Genomic DNA, 15257 nt, shown 5'->3' on the forward strand with positions numbered 1-15257 from the left:
CGGGAACATTTATATGACTGATCGTCTGAACAACATTTCTCCTGCCAACATTTCGGGCCACGTCGATGATGTGACCGGAGGCCGTCGTCTGCGGCGCATGCGCAAGGCCGACTGGTCACGCAGACTGGTTCAGGAAACACATCTGACGGTAGACGATCTGATCCTGCCATTCTTTTTGACCTACGGAACCGGCGTCACCGAAGCAGTCGATGCCATGCCCGGCGTAGAACGCTATTCGGTCGACATGGCTGTGCGTATGGCAGAGAAAGCCGCGAAGCTTGGTATCCCTGCGATTGCGCCCTTCCCGCGTGAAAAAGCAGAAGTAAAGACCGAGGACGGTGCTTATGTTGCAAGCCCCGACAATCTGATCAATCGCGCCGTGCGTGCGATCAAAAAAGAAGTGCCTGAAATCGGCATCATCACGGACGCAGCGCTCGACCCATTCACGACGCATGGTCATGACGGCATTTTGCGTAATGGCGAAATCATCAATGATGAATCGGTTGCCATGGTTGTTCGTGGCGCACTGTCTCAAGCAGAGGCGGGTGCAGATGTGATTGCACCTTCCGATATGATGGATGGTCGTATCGGCGCTATTCGTCAGGCACTGGATGCGCATGGCTTCAACCATGTGCCGATCATGTCCTACGCAACCAAATTCGCATCAGCCTTCTATGGCCCATATCGCGATGCAATCGGTACAGCTGGTCTGTTGAAGGGCGACAAGAAGACATACTATATCGATCCGGCGAACCCGGAAGAAGCTGTGCGGGAAGCCGAACAGGACGTGGCGGAAGGCGCTGATATGCTGATGGTGAAGCCCGGCATGCCTTATCTCGACATCATCCATCGTCTGAAGAACACGTTCCGCCTGCCGACTTATGCCTATCAGGTATCAGGCGAATATTCGATGATCAAAGCTGCCGGCATGAATGGCTGGATCGACGAAGAAAAAGTCATGATGGAGAGTCTTCTCGCCTTCAAACGTGCGGGCTGCGACGGTATTCTCACTTACTTCGCGCTGGATGTGGCGGAAAAGCTGAAAAGCCAAAGCTAATTTCCAAAACGCTATTTCCTTGAAATAGCCTGTTTCATGCACCACCTTGAGACTGTTCCGCGACGTGCGGAGCAGCGGACGGTTTATTTCCCGAACGCTTTTCGTATTAACGACTGGAAGGGACAATGTCCGATCATATTCTACACGGCGAAGTTATAGGGCCGCGTTACGAAAGCCGCGCATTTTTTGAAGGCGTGCGCACGCGTCGTATCATGGCGTTCCTCATCGACTATCTCATCGTGTTTCTATTGTGCATTCCGGCTGCCATAGTAATTTTCATCCTTGGCATCATCACACTGTCGCTTGGCTGGGCGCTTTATGCGATCATGTTTCCGGTCGTCGCTCTGTTCTACGTTTCGCGCACGCTGGGCGGACCACAGCAGGCCACCAAAGGCATGCAGATGATGAACATCAAAATCGTTCGTCTTGAAGGCGGAACTGTCGACCCGATGCTGGCTGTGGTTCACACAGTTCTATTCTGGGGCCTTAATGTAGTGCTGACCCCACTAATCTTGCTTGCCACGCTGGTCATTGACCGTAAGCGTGCCGTGCATGACCTCTTGCTTGGAACTGCCGTCATCCGTTCGGATCGATAATCAAGCATCAAAAAAATTCAGGGCCGGCTGCACAAAATGTCTATTGACGTTTTGTGCAGCCGGCTCAATCTTTAGAGCATGTCTCCCAAAAGTGGAAACCGGTTTTGGGATCAAGACATGCCTATAAAAATCACAAAGAGATGGTTCGGTATTGCCGTTTCGTGGATATTGAATGACCCATCAACCGCAACAGTCTCCGCAGTTTTTCCTAACGGCTCCATCGCCCTGCCCGTATCTCGACGGGCAAATGGAACGTAAGGTTTTTACGCATCTCGTTGGAGACAAAGCCAGCGAGATCAATGATCTGCTGACGCAAGGTGGTTTTCGTCGCTCTCAAAACATTGCCTACAGACCTGCATGTGAGATGTGCCGCGCTTGCGTTTCGGTACGAATCCTGACGGGTGAGTTCGAGATGAACAAAAGCATGCGCCGGGTGTGGGATCGCAATCGCGATCTGATTGGTCGTCCGCACAAGGCGCAACCAAGCACCGAACAATACGCATTGTTCCGCGATTATCTGGATGCACGGCACCATTCGGGCGGTATGTCCGATATGACAGTGCTCGATTATGCGATGATGGTCGAAGACACCCACGTTAATACGCAGATTATCGAATATCGCCGACGCGGGCCGGATAGTTTCATCAGCGCCAAGGGTGACGGAGAGCTGATCGCGGTCGCTCTTACCGACGTGATGGCTGACGGTCTGTCGATGGTCTATTCGTTCTTCTCACCGCATATGCATGAGCGGTCCATTGGAACCTACATGATCCTCGACCATATCCAGCGTGCACGTGCGGCTGGCTTGCCCCATGTCTATCTCGGCTATTGGGTCGAAGGCTCACGGAAGATGCAATATAAGACGCGGTTCAGACCGCAGGAGCATCTCGGGCCACGTGGATGGCAGAAATTTGAAGGATAATAAAAAGGCGGCATCAAAGCCGCCTTTGTTTTAGAATTTTCCCGAACGTGGGAAACCCTTTGGCACCGTACGACCGGCTGAGGCACGAGCCGCAATCCACTCAACAAGCTCTTCCTTGTTGCGATTGAATGTGCGGTCAGCTGAATCCTGCCACGACAAACCGTCAGCAATTGCAAAAGTACGAATGTCGGAAATGCCGCCATCCTTGTATTTCTGCAAACGCACACCCTTGCCGCGGGTCATTTCCGGAATTTCAGCAAGCGGGAAGACGACCATCTTACGATTTTCGCCGACCACCGCGATGTGATCACCTGAAATACGTTGACAAAGCTTGGCTTCGTCCGGCGCCTTCACATTCATCACCTGCTTACCCTTGCGGGTATTGGCGACGGCTTCATTCTCAGACACGATGAAGCCATTGCCTTCATGGGACACAAGCAGAAGCTTCGCCTGCGGATCATGGACAAAAGCGGTGAGAATATCCTGATCGTTTTCCATATCGACCAGAATGCGGATCGGTTCACCATGACCGCGACCGCCCGGAAGCGTATTCGCGCCAATGGTGAAGAACTTGCCGCCCGTCGTGAAGAACAGAATCTTATCCGTAGTCTCAGCGTGGAAAGCGAGCTTGAGCTTATCGCCTTCCTTGAAAGCTAGTGTCGAGAAGTCAGCCATATGGCCCTTCATCGCGCGCAACCAGCCCTTTTCAGACACAACGATTGTGACCGGCTCACGCTCGATCATCGCCTGATGAATATCTTCAAGATCGTGGGTTGGCGCTTCAGCAAAGGTGCTTCGACGCTTGCCAAGCTTGGTCGCTGGCCCAAACTTTTCGCGGACAGCTTTGATTTCAGTGCTGATCTTCTTCCATTGGCGCGTGCCAGAAGCGAGCAAGCCTTCCAGATCAGATTTCTCGGCTGTTAGGCCATCAAATTCTTTACGGATTTCGAACTCTTCAAGCTTGCGCAACGAACGCAAGCGCATGTTGAGAATGGCTTCGGCCTGATTATCCGTCAGATCGAAAAACCGCATCAGCTCCTGCTTCGGCTCATCCTCTTCACGAATGATACGGATGACTTCATCAAGATTGAGATAGGCTTTCAGGAAACCGCCGAGGATTTCCAGTCGCTTCTCAATTTCCGCCAGGCGATATTCGGAACGGCGAACCAGCACTTCCTTGCGATGTTCGAGCCATTCTTTGAGCACGCCGCCAAGCGAAAGAACATTGGGCACTTTGCCATGCGAAAGCACGTTCATGTTGAGCGAAACGCGGTTCTCAAGCTCAGTCAGCTTAAACAGCGATTCCATCAACAATTCTGGATCGACCGTGCGGTTCTTCGGTTCCAGAACGATGCGAATGTCTTCCGCAGACTCATCGCGAATATCATCAAGCAGCGGCAGCTTCTTCGCCAGAAGAAGCTCAGCAATTTTTTCAATCAGGCGCGACTTCTGAACCTGATACGGAATTTCAGTGACAACGATCACCCAAGTTCCGCGATTGCCCTCTTCCTTTTCCCAGCGTGCGCGCGCACGAAACGAGCCGCGACCGGTGCGATAGGCTTCAACGATATTGGCATGATCCTCGACCAGAATACCGCCAGTCGGGAAATCAGGACCGCGCACCTTACATTTCAAAAGCGCTGTGGGATCACTCTCCGCTTCCTTTTTCAACTCTTCCCACTGCGCAGGCGAAGTGATCAGTTCTTCGACGCTCGCATCGGGATGATTGATGAGATACAGCGCGGATGAGCAAAGCTCCGCCACATTATGCGGCGGAATATTGGTCGCCATGCCGACCGCAATACCGGCCGAGCCATTGGCGAGCAGGTTCGGGAATGCACCCGGAAGGACGATGGGTTCTTCGTCTTCCTCATTATAAGTCGGGCGGAAGTCGATGGCGTTTTCGGTGATGCCTTCGAGCAGCAGCGTTGACACTTCTGTCATTCGCGCTTCGGTGTAACGCATTGCAGCTGCATTATCGCCGTCGATATTGCCGAAATTACCCTGCCCGTCCACGAGCGGATAACGAACGGCAAAATCCTGCGCGAGACGCACCAGTGCATCGTAAATCGAGGCGTCGCCGTGCGGATGGAATTTACCCATCACATCACCAACGATACGCGCGCATTTTGCATAGGCCTGATCAGGATTAAGACGCAGCAGACGCATCGCGTGCACAATACGGCGGTGAACCGGCTTCAAACCATCGCGCACATCCGGCAGCGCACGATGCATGATCGTGGACAGCGCATAAGCGAGGTAGCGTTCTTCAAGCGCAGACTTGAGATCGACCCGTTCGATGTGTTCTTCGCCGTCGCCCGGCGGAATCAGACTTTTACCCATAATTCTCAGTACCAATTGCGCGATTCGTCAGCAAGTAGTGATGAGAACCAATCCAGTACATTCGTCGCAAATATGCCGTCATTGCTCCTGTATAGAGAAATTATCGTGGTTTTTGCCACAAGGAACACAGGAAAAGCGAAACGGGCTGTTTTTCCTTTCGTAAAAGCTTATGTAGACATTTGAATTTTTTACCGAATGATCAGGAGCCAATAAATGCAGGTTTTCGTTCTTAGTAAGCAGGCCGCGCGCGTATTTGCAGCAAGCACGGCACTTTCGTTGGTATTTGGCAGCGTAGCTATGGCCGCCGATGCCAATGCCGTCGCTGAACGCCTCAAGGCAATGTATGCCAAGCAGGGCGGAGAACTGAGCTTTGCCAATGTCAAAGCTGATGGCTCCGACATTGTGCTTGAAGGCACGAAGATCAAGCTTGCAACTGTTTCCGACAAGGCAATAGCTCTCGGCGACATTACCCTCGAAAACGTTGAGGATACATCAGACGGCGGCTACAGCATTGAAAAAGCAGTTGTTGCTGACATTGATATCCCTGCGGGCGAAGCAAACAAGAACGACAAAGTTTCCATCAAGGGTATCTCGATGGAAAACATCTCGATTCCATCTGAAAAGGCTGAAGGCGCGCTCAACCAGATGGTTCTCTACGAAAAGATGAAGATAGATGAAATGGCGTTTGGAACACCGGGCACGGATGGTGCAACGGTCAAAGGTTTCGAAGCAACGCTGGGGGCCGCCAATCGCTCTGAGAAAATCGACTACGCGCTGACCATTGCAGATATTGACGCTACCTTCGAGAAGGATGGCAAGAACCCACTTGCGCCGCTCGACATGAATACCTTCAACGGTTCAGTTACATCTAAAGGCACGTGGTTGCCGAAGTCTGGCGACGCATCCCTCGACCAGTTCGAGATCAGTGCAAAGGAACTCGGCAAAATCGACATCACCGGTGCGCTTGCCGGCTATGATGTTGCATTCCTTGAAGCCGTTCAGAAAACCCAGCAGAACATGACAAAGGCAGATGCCGACAAGGACGCTGCTGGTCTGGCTATTCTCGGTCTTGCTGAACAGCTGAGCCTTAAGAACCTGACAATCCGCTTTGACAATGAAACCCTCACGCAGAAGCTGCTAGATTATTACGGCAAGCAGCAGGGTTCTGACGGCAAAACGCTTGGCGAACAGCTGAAAATGATGGTTCCGCTTATGGCTACACAGCTCAAGAACCCGGAATTTGCTCAGCAGTTGAAGACCGCGGCTGAAAAGTATTTCGACGATCCAAAGTCGCTGACGATTTCGGCTACGCCTGACCAGTCGGTTAGCTTTGCATCAATCGTTGCGACAGCATCACTCGATCCAACGAAGATCATTCCACTTCTGAAGGTCGCAGTTGAAGCCAACAACTGATTGATCTGATACTAATTCAACGAACCCGGTGCGCTCTGCTCACCGGGTTTTCTTTTGCTTGTTTATAAGGCCAAAGAAAAAGCCCGATCTCGCGACCGGGCTTTTTGATTTCATATCTGAACCGATCAGCTTTTCTGCGTCGGCGCCAGACGAATATGCAGATCGCGCAGCTGCGCGGTCGAAACATCCGAAGGTGCGTTCATCAGAAGATCGAGCGCCTGCTGGTTCATCGGGAACAGCGAGATTTCGCGCAGGTTCTTTGCGCCAACGAGCAACATGATCACACGATCAACACCGGCAGCCATGCCGCCATGTGGAGGCGCGCCGTACTGGAATGCACGATAGAGACCGCCAAAGCGCTCTTCCACGTCCTGTTGGCTGAGGCCAACCAGTTCGAACGCCTTAACCATGACGTCCGGCAGCTGGTTACGGATCGAACCGGAAGCGATTTCAAAGCCGTTACAGACCAGATCGTACTGGTAAGCCTTGAGCGACAACGGATCCTGCGTTTGCAGTGCTTCCATCCCACCCTGCGGCATTGAGAACGGGTTGTGTGCGAAGTCGAGCTTCTTGTTGTCTTCGTCCCATTCGTAGAACGGGAAGTCGATAATCCAAGCAAGTTCAAAGCGCTCACGATCAACGAGGTTCAATTCTTCACCAGCGCGCGTGCGGGCGTCGCCTGCGAATTTGTAGAACTTCGATGGCTGACCAGCCACGAAGAAACAAGCATCGCCATCGCCGAGACCAAGCTGCTCGCGAAGCGCTTCTGTGCGTTCTTCACCAATGTTCTTGGCAATCGGTCCTGCGCCTTCGAGCTTATCGCCTTCTTTGCGCCAGAAGATGTAGCCGAGACCCGGCTGACCTTCGCCCTGTGCCCATGAATTCATGCGGTCACAGAATGCGCGGCTGCCACCGGTCTTTGCCGGAATTGCCCAGACTTCGACCTTGGGATCGTTTGCGATCATGTTCGCAAAGACCTTGAAGCCGGAACCAGCAAAATGCTCGGTCACTGCCTGCATTTCAATCGGGTTACGCAGGTCTGGCTTGTCTGAACCATAGGTGCGGATTGCATCATCATAAGCGATGCGGCGGAACTGCTGCGTGACAGGCTTGCCTTCGGCAAACTCTTCAAAGATGCCGCGCATGACAGGTTCCATCGTTTCCCAGATTTCTTCCTGAGTAACGAAGCTCATTTCAAGATCGAGCTGGTAGAATTCGCCCGGCAGACGGTCTGCACGCGGATCTTCATCACGGAAGCAAGGCGCGATCTGGAAATAGCGGTCGAAACCGGCAACCATCAGAAGCTGCTTATACTGCTGCGGAGCCTGCGGCAGCGCGTAGAACTTGCCTTCGTGAATACGGCTCGGCACGAGGAAGTCGCGCGCGCCTTCTGGCGACGAGGCCGTCAGAATTGGCGTCGAAAATTCATTAAAGCCAATTTCGGTCATGCGGCGACGCATCGCTGCAATGATCTTTGTGCGGCTCATGATGTTCTTATGCAGCGTTTCACGACGCAGGTCGAGGAAACGGTACTTGAGGCGAATGTCTTCCGGGTAATCCGGTTCGCCGAACACGGGCAGCGGCAATTCCTTGGCTGCGGCCAGAACTTCGATCTCGGTTGCGAAAATTTCGATATCGCCGGTCGGCAGGTTTGCGTTTACGGCTTCGCCGGTACGCGCCTTGACTTCACCATCGACGCGGATAACCCATTCACCGCGAACGGTTTCAGCAATTTTGAACGCTGGCGAATCAGGATCAGCGACGATCTGGGTCAGACCGTAATGATCGCGAATGTCGATGAAGAGGATGCCACCATGGTCACGGACGCGATGAACCCAGCCAGACAGACGGACTTTTGAACCAACATCCGATTTGCGAAGGGCTGCGCAGGTATGGCTGCGATAACGGTGCATGATTTCTGCCTTTTGGAACTTTATAAATCTTGTGCAAGCAAAGCGCTGCAATTCGGGCGGAAAAGCGCATTTTGATCACGCTTTGTCAAGCCGACACTACCTGTGTTAAACCAGCTTGACAGAATATGTCGACAAAAATCACTATTTACGTGTTATCTCATCGCAATATCACTCTTGCGGCACGACAAGCGGGCCGTCTCTGAATATTTTGTTTAAACACGCATCTTAACCGAAAACCGCTTCACACTTTTCAGGATGCGCTCTAAAAAGAAAAACATGCAGCTCATCACGACCACAGAGGCCCTTGAAGAGGCCGTATCCGCCTTAGCCAAATCCGACTTTGTGACAGTCGATACCGAATTCATTCGGGAAACGACGTTCTGGCCGGAGCTTTGCCTCATTCAGATGGCCTCGCCTGACCATACCGCTTTGGTCGATGCGCTCGCTCCGGGCCTTGATCTTGCACCTTTCTTCCGCCTGATGGCAGACGAAAAAGTACTTAAGGTTTTCCATGCGGCACGGCAGGACATCGAAATCGTCTTCCATCTGGGCGATCTCATCCCTACCCCGATTTTTGACAGTCAGGTTGCCGCGATGGTTTGCGGCTTTGGCGATGCCATTTCCTATGATGCGCTGGTTCAAAAAGTCACCGGCAAGCATCTCGACAAGTCTTCACGCTTTACCGACTGGCGCCGCCGTCCACTGTCAGACAAGCAGCTCGATTACGCGCTGGCTGATGTTACCTATCTGCGCGACATTTATCTTTATCTGAAAGATGAGCTTGAGAAAGAAGGTCGCAGCGAGTGGGTCAATGAGGAAATGGCCGTGCTGAGTGCACGCGAAACTTATGACCTGCATCCAGATGATGCATGGAAGCGCGTGAAGACGCGTATGCGCAAGCCGATTGAACTTGCAATTGTGCAGTCGGTTGCAGCATGGCGCGAACGTGAAGCCCGCGAGCGTAATGTGCCGCGTGGACGTGTCATCAAGGATGACACGATCGCAGAAATCGCGCAGCAGCAGCCGAAAGATGCGGAAGCGCTCGGTCGTTTGCGTTCGATCCCAAAAGGCTGGGAGCGTTCGGCACAGGCTGGCGGCCTTGTGACTGCCGTTCAGGCTGCACTGGCTATTCCGAAAGAGGACCTGCCAAAATTGCCGAAGCAATCGCATTCTCCTGAAGGGAGTGCCGCTGCTGGAGACATTCTGAAAGTCTTGCTGAAGCTTGTTACCGAAGAGCACGGTGTTGCAGCCAAGATCGTTGCAAGCTCTGATGATATCGACAAGATTGCCGCCGAAGGCGAGAAGGCCAATGTGCCTGCACTGCAAGGCTGGCGTCGTGAAGTCTTTGGCCAGAAAGCGCTTGATCTCATTGAAGGTAAAATCGGTATCAAGTTTGAAAACCGACGCATTCGTGCAGTTGAATTAAACTAAACAAAAGGCCGGCGGAGAACATTCCGCCGGCCTTTTGGTTTGTCGACCACTCAATTTTAATGATGGTCGTTTGCTTCAATCGCACTGTCACCAACGGCAAAGAAAAGGTTCTTGCCTGTAAGCTTTGAAAGCTGCTGCAAACGGCCTTCCGGCCGATCCGAAATCAAATCTGCGATATCTCCCGGCACAACCAGCGCGATTCCATTCTCATCCTCGCGCCAATAAAGGCGTGGAATAACTCCCGGCATGGAAGCGGAAAGCAGATACACCACCCGCAGCAACGCGCCCAATAGCCTTGCACGTTCGCGCAAACGCGGCGTAGCCAGCTTCAGAATTTCCGGGGCAATCTCGTCTTCAACCAGCCCTTCATGGCGATAATAATTCGCCAAGGCCATGAAGGAACGGCCCGGATGATCAATGCCACCGAAAGATCCATGCGCGATAATATTGAGTGCTTGCGATCCGCGATAATCAGGGTGTGCGCGCCAGCTAATGTCAGCCACCAGACACGCAGCCTGACGATAACGCCCCTCGTCTTCGGTTTCATCGAACCCTAGCACCGGCAGCGAAAGCGTCGTCCATGTCGCCAGTTCTCGCGCATGACGCGGAGAACGCGAACGCAGGATTGCCAGTTCTTCTGCCGAAGCCAAAAGCGGGTCAAGCCGCTGTTCATTCTTGGGCAGCAGTGAATAAAGATAACCTTCACGCACACCAAGTGCAGAAAACACGATCTTGGAAGGCTTCATACGGCGGATGGTTTCGAGCAGAACCGTTGCGCCATATGCGAGGAGTTGACGGCGGTTCTTCGAGACCGACTCGATGCCACGCATTGTATCAATATTGCCTTTGGCAACACGCGTGAGGAAGCTCTTTGCTTCCACCGGGTCCATCTCATAACCATGCATGACATGAAGCGGATAATGCTTCACCGTCATATGCAGCTTGGCGAGATTTCGCCATGTACCGCCGACAGCGTAGAAAACCTGTCCCTGATGCGCTTCAAGAAGCGTCGCACGCTGGAGTTCGGTACGGGTAATTCTGGCCGCTTCCGGCAATTGCTCGTTGGACATGTCCTGCAAGCGCAGACCACCCAGAGGCAATGTGATTCCCTCACCGACATCGTGGTCATTTACATCGACCAGTTCAAGGCTACCGCCGCCAAGATCACCCGCGATGCCTTGTGGCTTATAGAAGCCCGAAATGATTCCAAGTGCCGAATAATAGGCTTCTTCTTTGCCGGACAGAACTTCAATATGTCTTCCGAGAATGGCTTCAGCCTGAGAAATGAAATCAGGACCATTCTTGGCTTCGCGTGCAGCAGCTGTTGCCAGCGCATGAATGGAAATCGCGCCCGCCTGTTCAGCCAGAACGCGAAAACGCTTCAATGCGCGAAGAGCAATATCAACGGATTTCTCATTGAGCTTTCCGGTCTTGGCCAATCCTTTGCCAAGACCGCAGAGAAGCTTTTCATTGAAGAGCACTGTCGGCGACCGGACAATGCCCTCATAAACAACGACACGGATCGAGTTTGATCCAATATCGATAACCGCGACGGGCTTGAGGCCCTTCAATCGGCCTTGTGCTATTGCTGGACTCATGAAGTCGTTTTTCTTTCCGCCTGTGCACGTCTGCGATGTGCAGTCAGGCGTGGGGCAGATGACTTCGGTGACTTTCCGCGACCAGACAAGCTTGGATTTGTCATGAAATATTCCTGCGCGTTGAAGGCTTCTTCTCCATCCGCTTTTTCTATCCGGCGAGAGGTGCCATCCGCAAGTAGCTGATAGCTCTGTTGGTTATCAATTATGTTGGCAAACATAATTTGCGACAGAATTTGCTGATGCACAGTGGCATTGGTCACCGGCACCAAAGTCTCGACACGGCGATCAAGATTGCGTGGCATCATGTCAGCTGAACCGATATAGACAATTGCCTTGTCAGACGGCAGATCGTAGCCGTTTCCGAAGCAGAAAACGCGGCTATGCTCGAGAAAACGCCCCACAATCGACTTGGCGCGAATATTATCTGAAAGACCAGGAACACCCGGGCGCAGACAGCAAATACCGCGCACAATCAGTTCCACATCAACGCCTGCCTGACTGGCTTTATAAAGCGCATCAATAATCTGTGGATCAACCAGCGAATTCATCTTCATCCAGATGGCAGCAGGCTTACCAGCCTTCGCATTGCTAATCTCATCCTCAATGTGTTTTAGGATTCGCGTGCGCAGCGTCAGCGGAGAAATAGCGATCTTCATTTCCTCTGCTGGTTGAGCATAGCCGGTGATGAAATTGAAGATATGTGCCACATCGCGCGCAATATCCGCATCTGACGTGAAGAACGAGAGGTCGGTATAAATACGCGCTGTGATCGGGTGGTAATTGCCTGTACCCAAATGGACATATGTACGCAGCTTCTGGTCTTCGCGACGCACAACCAGCGACATTTTTGCATGGGTTTTCAGTTCAAGAAAACCAAACACAACCTGAACGCCTGCGCGTTCAAGATCGCGCGCCCAGCGAATATTGGCCTCTTCATCAAAACGCGCCTTCAGCTCGACCAACGCGGTTACTGACTTGCCAGCTTCTGCCGCATCGACCAGCGCACGAACGATTGGACTGTCGTTGGAGGTACGATAAAGCGTCTGCTTGATCGCCAGCACATCAGGATCAGCCGCAGCCTGACGCAAGAACTGCACCACAACGTCAAATGATTCATAAGGATGGTGAACAACGATGTCTTTTTCGCGAATCGCTGCAAAGCAATCGCCACCATGCTCGCGGATACGCTCCGGGAAACGCGGATTGTAAGACACGAACTTCAGATCATCGCGTGGAATCGAAACCACTTCCGAAATCATGTTCAGCGCCAGAAGGCCTTCCAGAACACTGATACGGTTTTCCGAAACACCGAGTTCCGTTGCTACGAACACGCGCAAAGCTTCCGGGATTTCGGCATCAAACTCAATGCGGATCACCTGACCGCGACGGCGGCGCTTCAAAGCTGTCTCGAAAAGACGAACCAGATCTTCGGCTTCTTCTTCCACTTCAATATCGCTGTCGCGAATGATGCGGAATGTGCCCGCACCGCGCACTTCGTAGCCGGGAAACAGACGACCAATAAACAGGCTCACGGCATCTTCAATGGTAATGAAGCGGAACGAATTTTGCTGTTCGGTTGGAAGCTGAATGAATCGCTTCAAGGCAACCGGAATGCGCAACAGCGCCGTCATTGGATGGCCATCAAGACGACGTGCCAATTGCAGCGCCATCGAGAACCCAAGATTGGGAATGAACGGGAACGGATGGGCTGGATCGATGGAAAGTGGTGTCAGAACCGGGAAAATGGTTTCGAGGAAATGGTTTTCCAGCCAATCTTTTTCGGCCTTAGACAAAGCCGCAGGACGAACAATCTCGATATTTTCTTTTTCAAGCTCCTCGCGCAGCGTACGGAGGCGTTCCTGCTGGCCTTCCTGAAGACGGCTGACTTCCTCGAGAACGAAATCGAGCTGTTCCTGCGGCGTGCGACCGTCCGCACTGCGCATGGCAACGCCTGCGCGAACCTGTGCAGCGAGACCCGCAATACGCACCATGAAAAATTCATCAAGGTTGCCTGCGGAGATAGACAAAAAGCGCAGACGCTCAAGCAATGGCTGACGCGTATTGCCTGCTTCTTCCAGAACGCGACGGTTGAACTGCAACCACGAAAACTCTCGATTAACAAAACGTTCCGGGCTTTTCATCAGCTCAGAAATTCGATCATCAATCAAAGCTTCGTGAGCATTCTGATCTTTTCCGAGATTCTTGTCTGCGGAAAGATCATTGGCTGGCTGAATGGTCAGATCAGTCGTATGTGGTGCCATAATGCTGTTTTCGTTCATTTTTCCTGTCCCGGCTTTTACCGGAAAATCCCGGCGCGACCATAAGCCTATGGCTGTCATATGACAGTTTGATAGCAAACTGCTTAAATTGTCTCCAGAATTGATGAAAACGCTTCCAGAAACAAGCCGTACGCGGTAAATGCTTGAAAAATAGCTATCCTGAATTGGGTACCGCGATCCACAAGCTCCGGAGCATATCATGTCCGATCACATCATCCCGCACTTCCAGAACGACGCTGGACACAACTCCATCGAAATCGGCGTAAAGGAATTCATGTGCGTCGGCGCGAATCCGCCTTTCGATCATCCGCATGTCTTTCTCGACATGGGACACGAAAGCGAAGTTGTATGCCCTTATTGCTCGACGCTCTATCGCTACAATCCGCAGCTTCATGCTGACGAGACCTTGCCTGCTGGCTGCGTCTATGATGCGCCTGCCGATAAAGCTGCCTGAATATAACGAGCGGCAATCCTGCCGCTGATAATATGAGCAGACTTGATACAAGACGCATAGTAATTGCAGGGGCCGGTGTTGCCGGTTTAAGTGCTGCACTTGAGTGTGCAGCACGCGGATGGTCTGTCCAGCTTTTTGAAAAAGCGCAAGCCTTGTCGGAAGTCGGTGCAGGCTTGCAGCTTGCGCCCAATGCAATGCGCCATCTTGAACGTCTCGGCGTTGCAGATCGATTATCCTCGCAAGCCGTTGTACCAGAGGCGCTCTATCTCATGGATGGGCGCAAAGCTCGTCCTTTGCTCGCGATGCAACTCGGCGACAAGGCATTAAAGCGTTGGCACTATCCTTATGTCGTGTGTCATCGCGCCGATTTGCAATCAGCACTGCTTGATGCCTGCAATGATAATCCAAACATCGAGATCAATCTTGGTGCAGAAATTCTGAGCCACACGACTGACAGCAGCGGAATCGCAGCGATTGTCAGACGTGGTACCAGTGAAGAAACAATTCAGGCAGAATATCTGATTGCATGCGATGGTGTCTGGTCCATGCAGCGCGCCAAAGCTGGCTATGACAAAGCGCGTTTCAGCGGGCATATCGCATGGCGCACAACAGTTGCAGTCGATGACCTGCCTGCGAGCTTCAAGTCAGCCATTCCGGAGCAAAAATCAGTTTCTGCGTGGCTGGGTAAGAAAGCGCACTTCATTGCCTATCCAGTCAAAGGCGGCAAGTTCTTCAACTTTGTTGCCATTACAACGGGTGAAAACCCGGGTGAAGTCTGGTCGAAAACTGGTGACAGTTCACGATTACAATCCATCTATAAAGACTGGGGCAAGCCCGTTCGCGATGTTCTGAACGTTGCAGGTGAATGGACCTATTGGCCACTCTTTGAAATGAGCGACGCACTATTTGTTGGCCCAGACAGAACGATTTTTCTTGGCGACGCCTCTCATGCTGTCACGCCTTTTGCAGCCCAAGGTGGTGCTATGGCAATTGAAGATGCGGCTGCTCTCGCAGAAGCATTGGATAGCGAGGATCAAAAATCAGCGTTGAAGCGGTTTGATTCTGTTCGGAAAGAGCGGATTGCAGCAGTCGCCAAACGCGGTCAGATGAACCGCTTTGCCTATAATGCAACGGGTGTTTTCGCGCTTGGTCGCAATATGCTTTTCGCCATGCGCAGCCCAGATAGTTTCCTAAAAGATCTGGACTGGCTTTATAGCTATGATGCCGTCTCAGCGGTTAACTCTCACTAAC

General features: G+C 52.3%; 11 protein-coding genes. 7 read left to right on the forward strand and 4 right to left on the reverse strand.

Features of this window, described 5'->3' with window-relative positions; all coding sequences use genetic code 11:
• Nucleotides 1-13: 13 nt before the first annotated feature.
• The 3 genes from hemB (at nt 14) to ACOZHT_RS01275 (ending at nt 2575) form a co-directional block, all read left to right on the forward strand.
• Nucleotides 14-1057 (forward strand): porphobilinogen synthase, encoded by a 1044-nt coding sequence (gene hemB, locus ACOZHT_RS01265; RefSeq protein ID WP_339508337.1) that lies wholly within the window; start codon nt 14-16, stop codon nt 1055-1057.
• Between the two features lie 125 nt (nt 1058-1182).
• Entirely contained in the window at nt 1183-1653 is a 471-nt protein-coding gene (locus tag ACOZHT_RS01270) for an RDD family protein (RefSeq protein WP_339508336.1), read from the forward strand.
• A gap of 172 nt (nt 1654-1825) precedes the next feature.
• On the forward strand, nt 1826-2575 hold the full coding sequence (locus ACOZHT_RS01275; RefSeq protein ID WP_339508335.1) for an arginyltransferase: 750 nt from the start codon (nt 1826-1828) through the stop codon (nt 2573-2575).
• 30 nt (nt 2576-2605) lie between these two features.
• Here the strand turns inward: ACOZHT_RS01275 and ACOZHT_RS01280 are convergent, their stop codons facing one another.
• A complete protein-coding gene (locus ACOZHT_RS01280; protein ID WP_339508333.1) occupies nt 2606-4918 on the reverse strand; it encodes a DNA topoisomerase IV subunit A in 2313 nt (770 codons plus the stop codon).
• A gap of 213 nt (nt 4919-5131) precedes the next feature.
• Here ACOZHT_RS01280 and ACOZHT_RS01285 point away from each other — a divergent pair, with 213 nt between their 5' ends.
• Entirely contained in the window at nt 5132-6331 is a 1200-nt protein-coding gene (locus ACOZHT_RS01285; protein ID WP_339508331.1) for a hypothetical protein, read from the forward strand.
• A 125-nt stretch (nt 6332-6456) separates the two neighbouring features.
• Here ACOZHT_RS01285 and aspS read toward each other — a convergent pair whose 3' ends face one another.
• On the reverse strand, nt 6457-8244 hold the full coding sequence (aspS, locus tag ACOZHT_RS01290) for an aspartate--tRNA ligase (RefSeq protein WP_339508329.1): 1788 nt from the start codon (nt 8242-8244) through the stop codon (nt 6457-6459).
• A 276-nt stretch (nt 8245-8520) separates the two neighbouring features.
• Here aspS and rnd point away from each other — a divergent pair, with 276 nt between their 5' ends.
• The gene (rnd, locus tag ACOZHT_RS01295; RefSeq protein WP_339508327.1) at nt 8521-9675 is read left to right on the forward strand and encodes a ribonuclease D; all 1155 of its coding nucleotides are present in this window, start codon (nt 8521-8523) and stop codon (nt 9673-9675) included.
• A 56-nt stretch (nt 9676-9731) separates the two neighbouring features.
• Here the strand turns inward: rnd and ppx are convergent, their stop codons facing one another.
• Together ppx and ACOZHT_RS01305 are read right to left on the reverse strand one after the other, a co-directional pair.
• On the reverse strand, nt 9732-11273 hold the full coding sequence (ppx, locus tag ACOZHT_RS01300; RefSeq protein WP_339508325.1) for an exopolyphosphatase: 1542 nt from the start codon (nt 11271-11273) through the stop codon (nt 9732-9734).
• Nucleotides 11270-13552 (reverse strand): RNA degradosome polyphosphate kinase, encoded by a 2283-nt coding sequence (locus tag ACOZHT_RS01305; protein WP_421565264.1) that lies wholly within the window; start codon nt 13550-13552, stop codon nt 11270-11272. Before ACOZHT_RS01305 ends, ppx begins: the two co-directional genes overlap by 4 nt.
• Nucleotides 13553-13751: 199 nt before the next feature.
• Between ACOZHT_RS01305 and ACOZHT_RS01310 the strand changes: the two genes are divergently transcribed.
• Nucleotides 13752-14006: a zinc-finger domain-containing protein gene (locus ACOZHT_RS01310; RefSeq protein ID WP_187545513.1), complete on the forward strand. Its 255-nt coding sequence runs from the start codon at nt 13752-13754 to the stop codon at nt 14004-14006.
• A gap of 32 nt (nt 14007-14038) precedes the next feature.
• Nucleotides 14039-15256: an FAD-binding protein gene (locus ACOZHT_RS01315; protein WP_421565265.1), complete on the forward strand. Its 1218-nt coding sequence runs from the start codon at nt 14039-14041 to the stop codon at nt 15254-15256.
• Nucleotide 15257 lies beyond the last annotated feature (1 nt).

This window comes from Ochrobactrum sp. EDr1-4, from assembly GCF_049199085.1.
Lineage (GTDB): Bacteria > Pseudomonadota > Alphaproteobacteria > Rhizobiales > Rhizobiaceae > Brucella.

Excerpts from the sequence above, each read along its gene's own strand:
- ACOZHT_RS01280 (WP_339508333.1), bottom strand. The coding sequence starts at position 4,918 with ATGGGTAAAAGTCTGATTCCGCCGGGCGACGGCGAAGAACACATCGAA.
- ACOZHT_RS01315 (WP_421565265.1), top strand. The coding sequence starts at position 14,039 with ATGAGCAGACTTGATACAAGACGCATAGTAATTGCAGGGGCCGGTGTT.
- aspS (WP_339508329.1), bottom strand. The coding sequence starts at position 8,244 with ATGCACCGTTATCGCAGCCATACCTGCGCAGCCCTTCGCAAATCGGAT.
- ACOZHT_RS01310 (WP_187545513.1), top strand. The coding sequence starts at position 13,752 with ATGTCCGATCACATCATCCCGCACTTCCAGAACGACGCTGGACACAAC.
- ACOZHT_RS01275 (WP_339508335.1), top strand. The coding sequence starts at position 1,826 with ATGACCCATCAACCGCAACAGTCTCCGCAGTTTTTCCTAACGGCTCCA.
- ppx (WP_339508325.1), bottom strand. The coding sequence starts at position 11,273 with ATGAGTCCAGCAATAGCACAAGGCCGATTGAAGGGCCTCAAGCCCGTC.
- ACOZHT_RS01305 (WP_421565264.1), bottom strand. The coding sequence starts at position 13,552 with ATGAACGAAAACAGCATTATGGCACCACATACGACTGATCTGACCATT.
- ACOZHT_RS01285 (WP_339508331.1), top strand. The coding sequence starts at position 5,132 with ATGCAGGTTTTCGTTCTTAGTAAGCAGGCCGCGCGCGTATTTGCAGCA.
- ACOZHT_RS01270 (WP_339508336.1), top strand. The coding sequence starts at position 1,183 with ATGTCCGATCATATTCTACACGGCGAAGTTATAGGGCCGCGTTACGAA.
- rnd (WP_339508327.1), top strand. The coding sequence starts at position 8,521 with ATGCAGCTCATCACGACCACAGAGGCCCTTGAAGAGGCCGTATCCGCC.
- hemB (WP_339508337.1), top strand. The coding sequence starts at position 14 with ATGACTGATCGTCTGAACAACATTTCTCCTGCCAACATTTCGGGCCAC.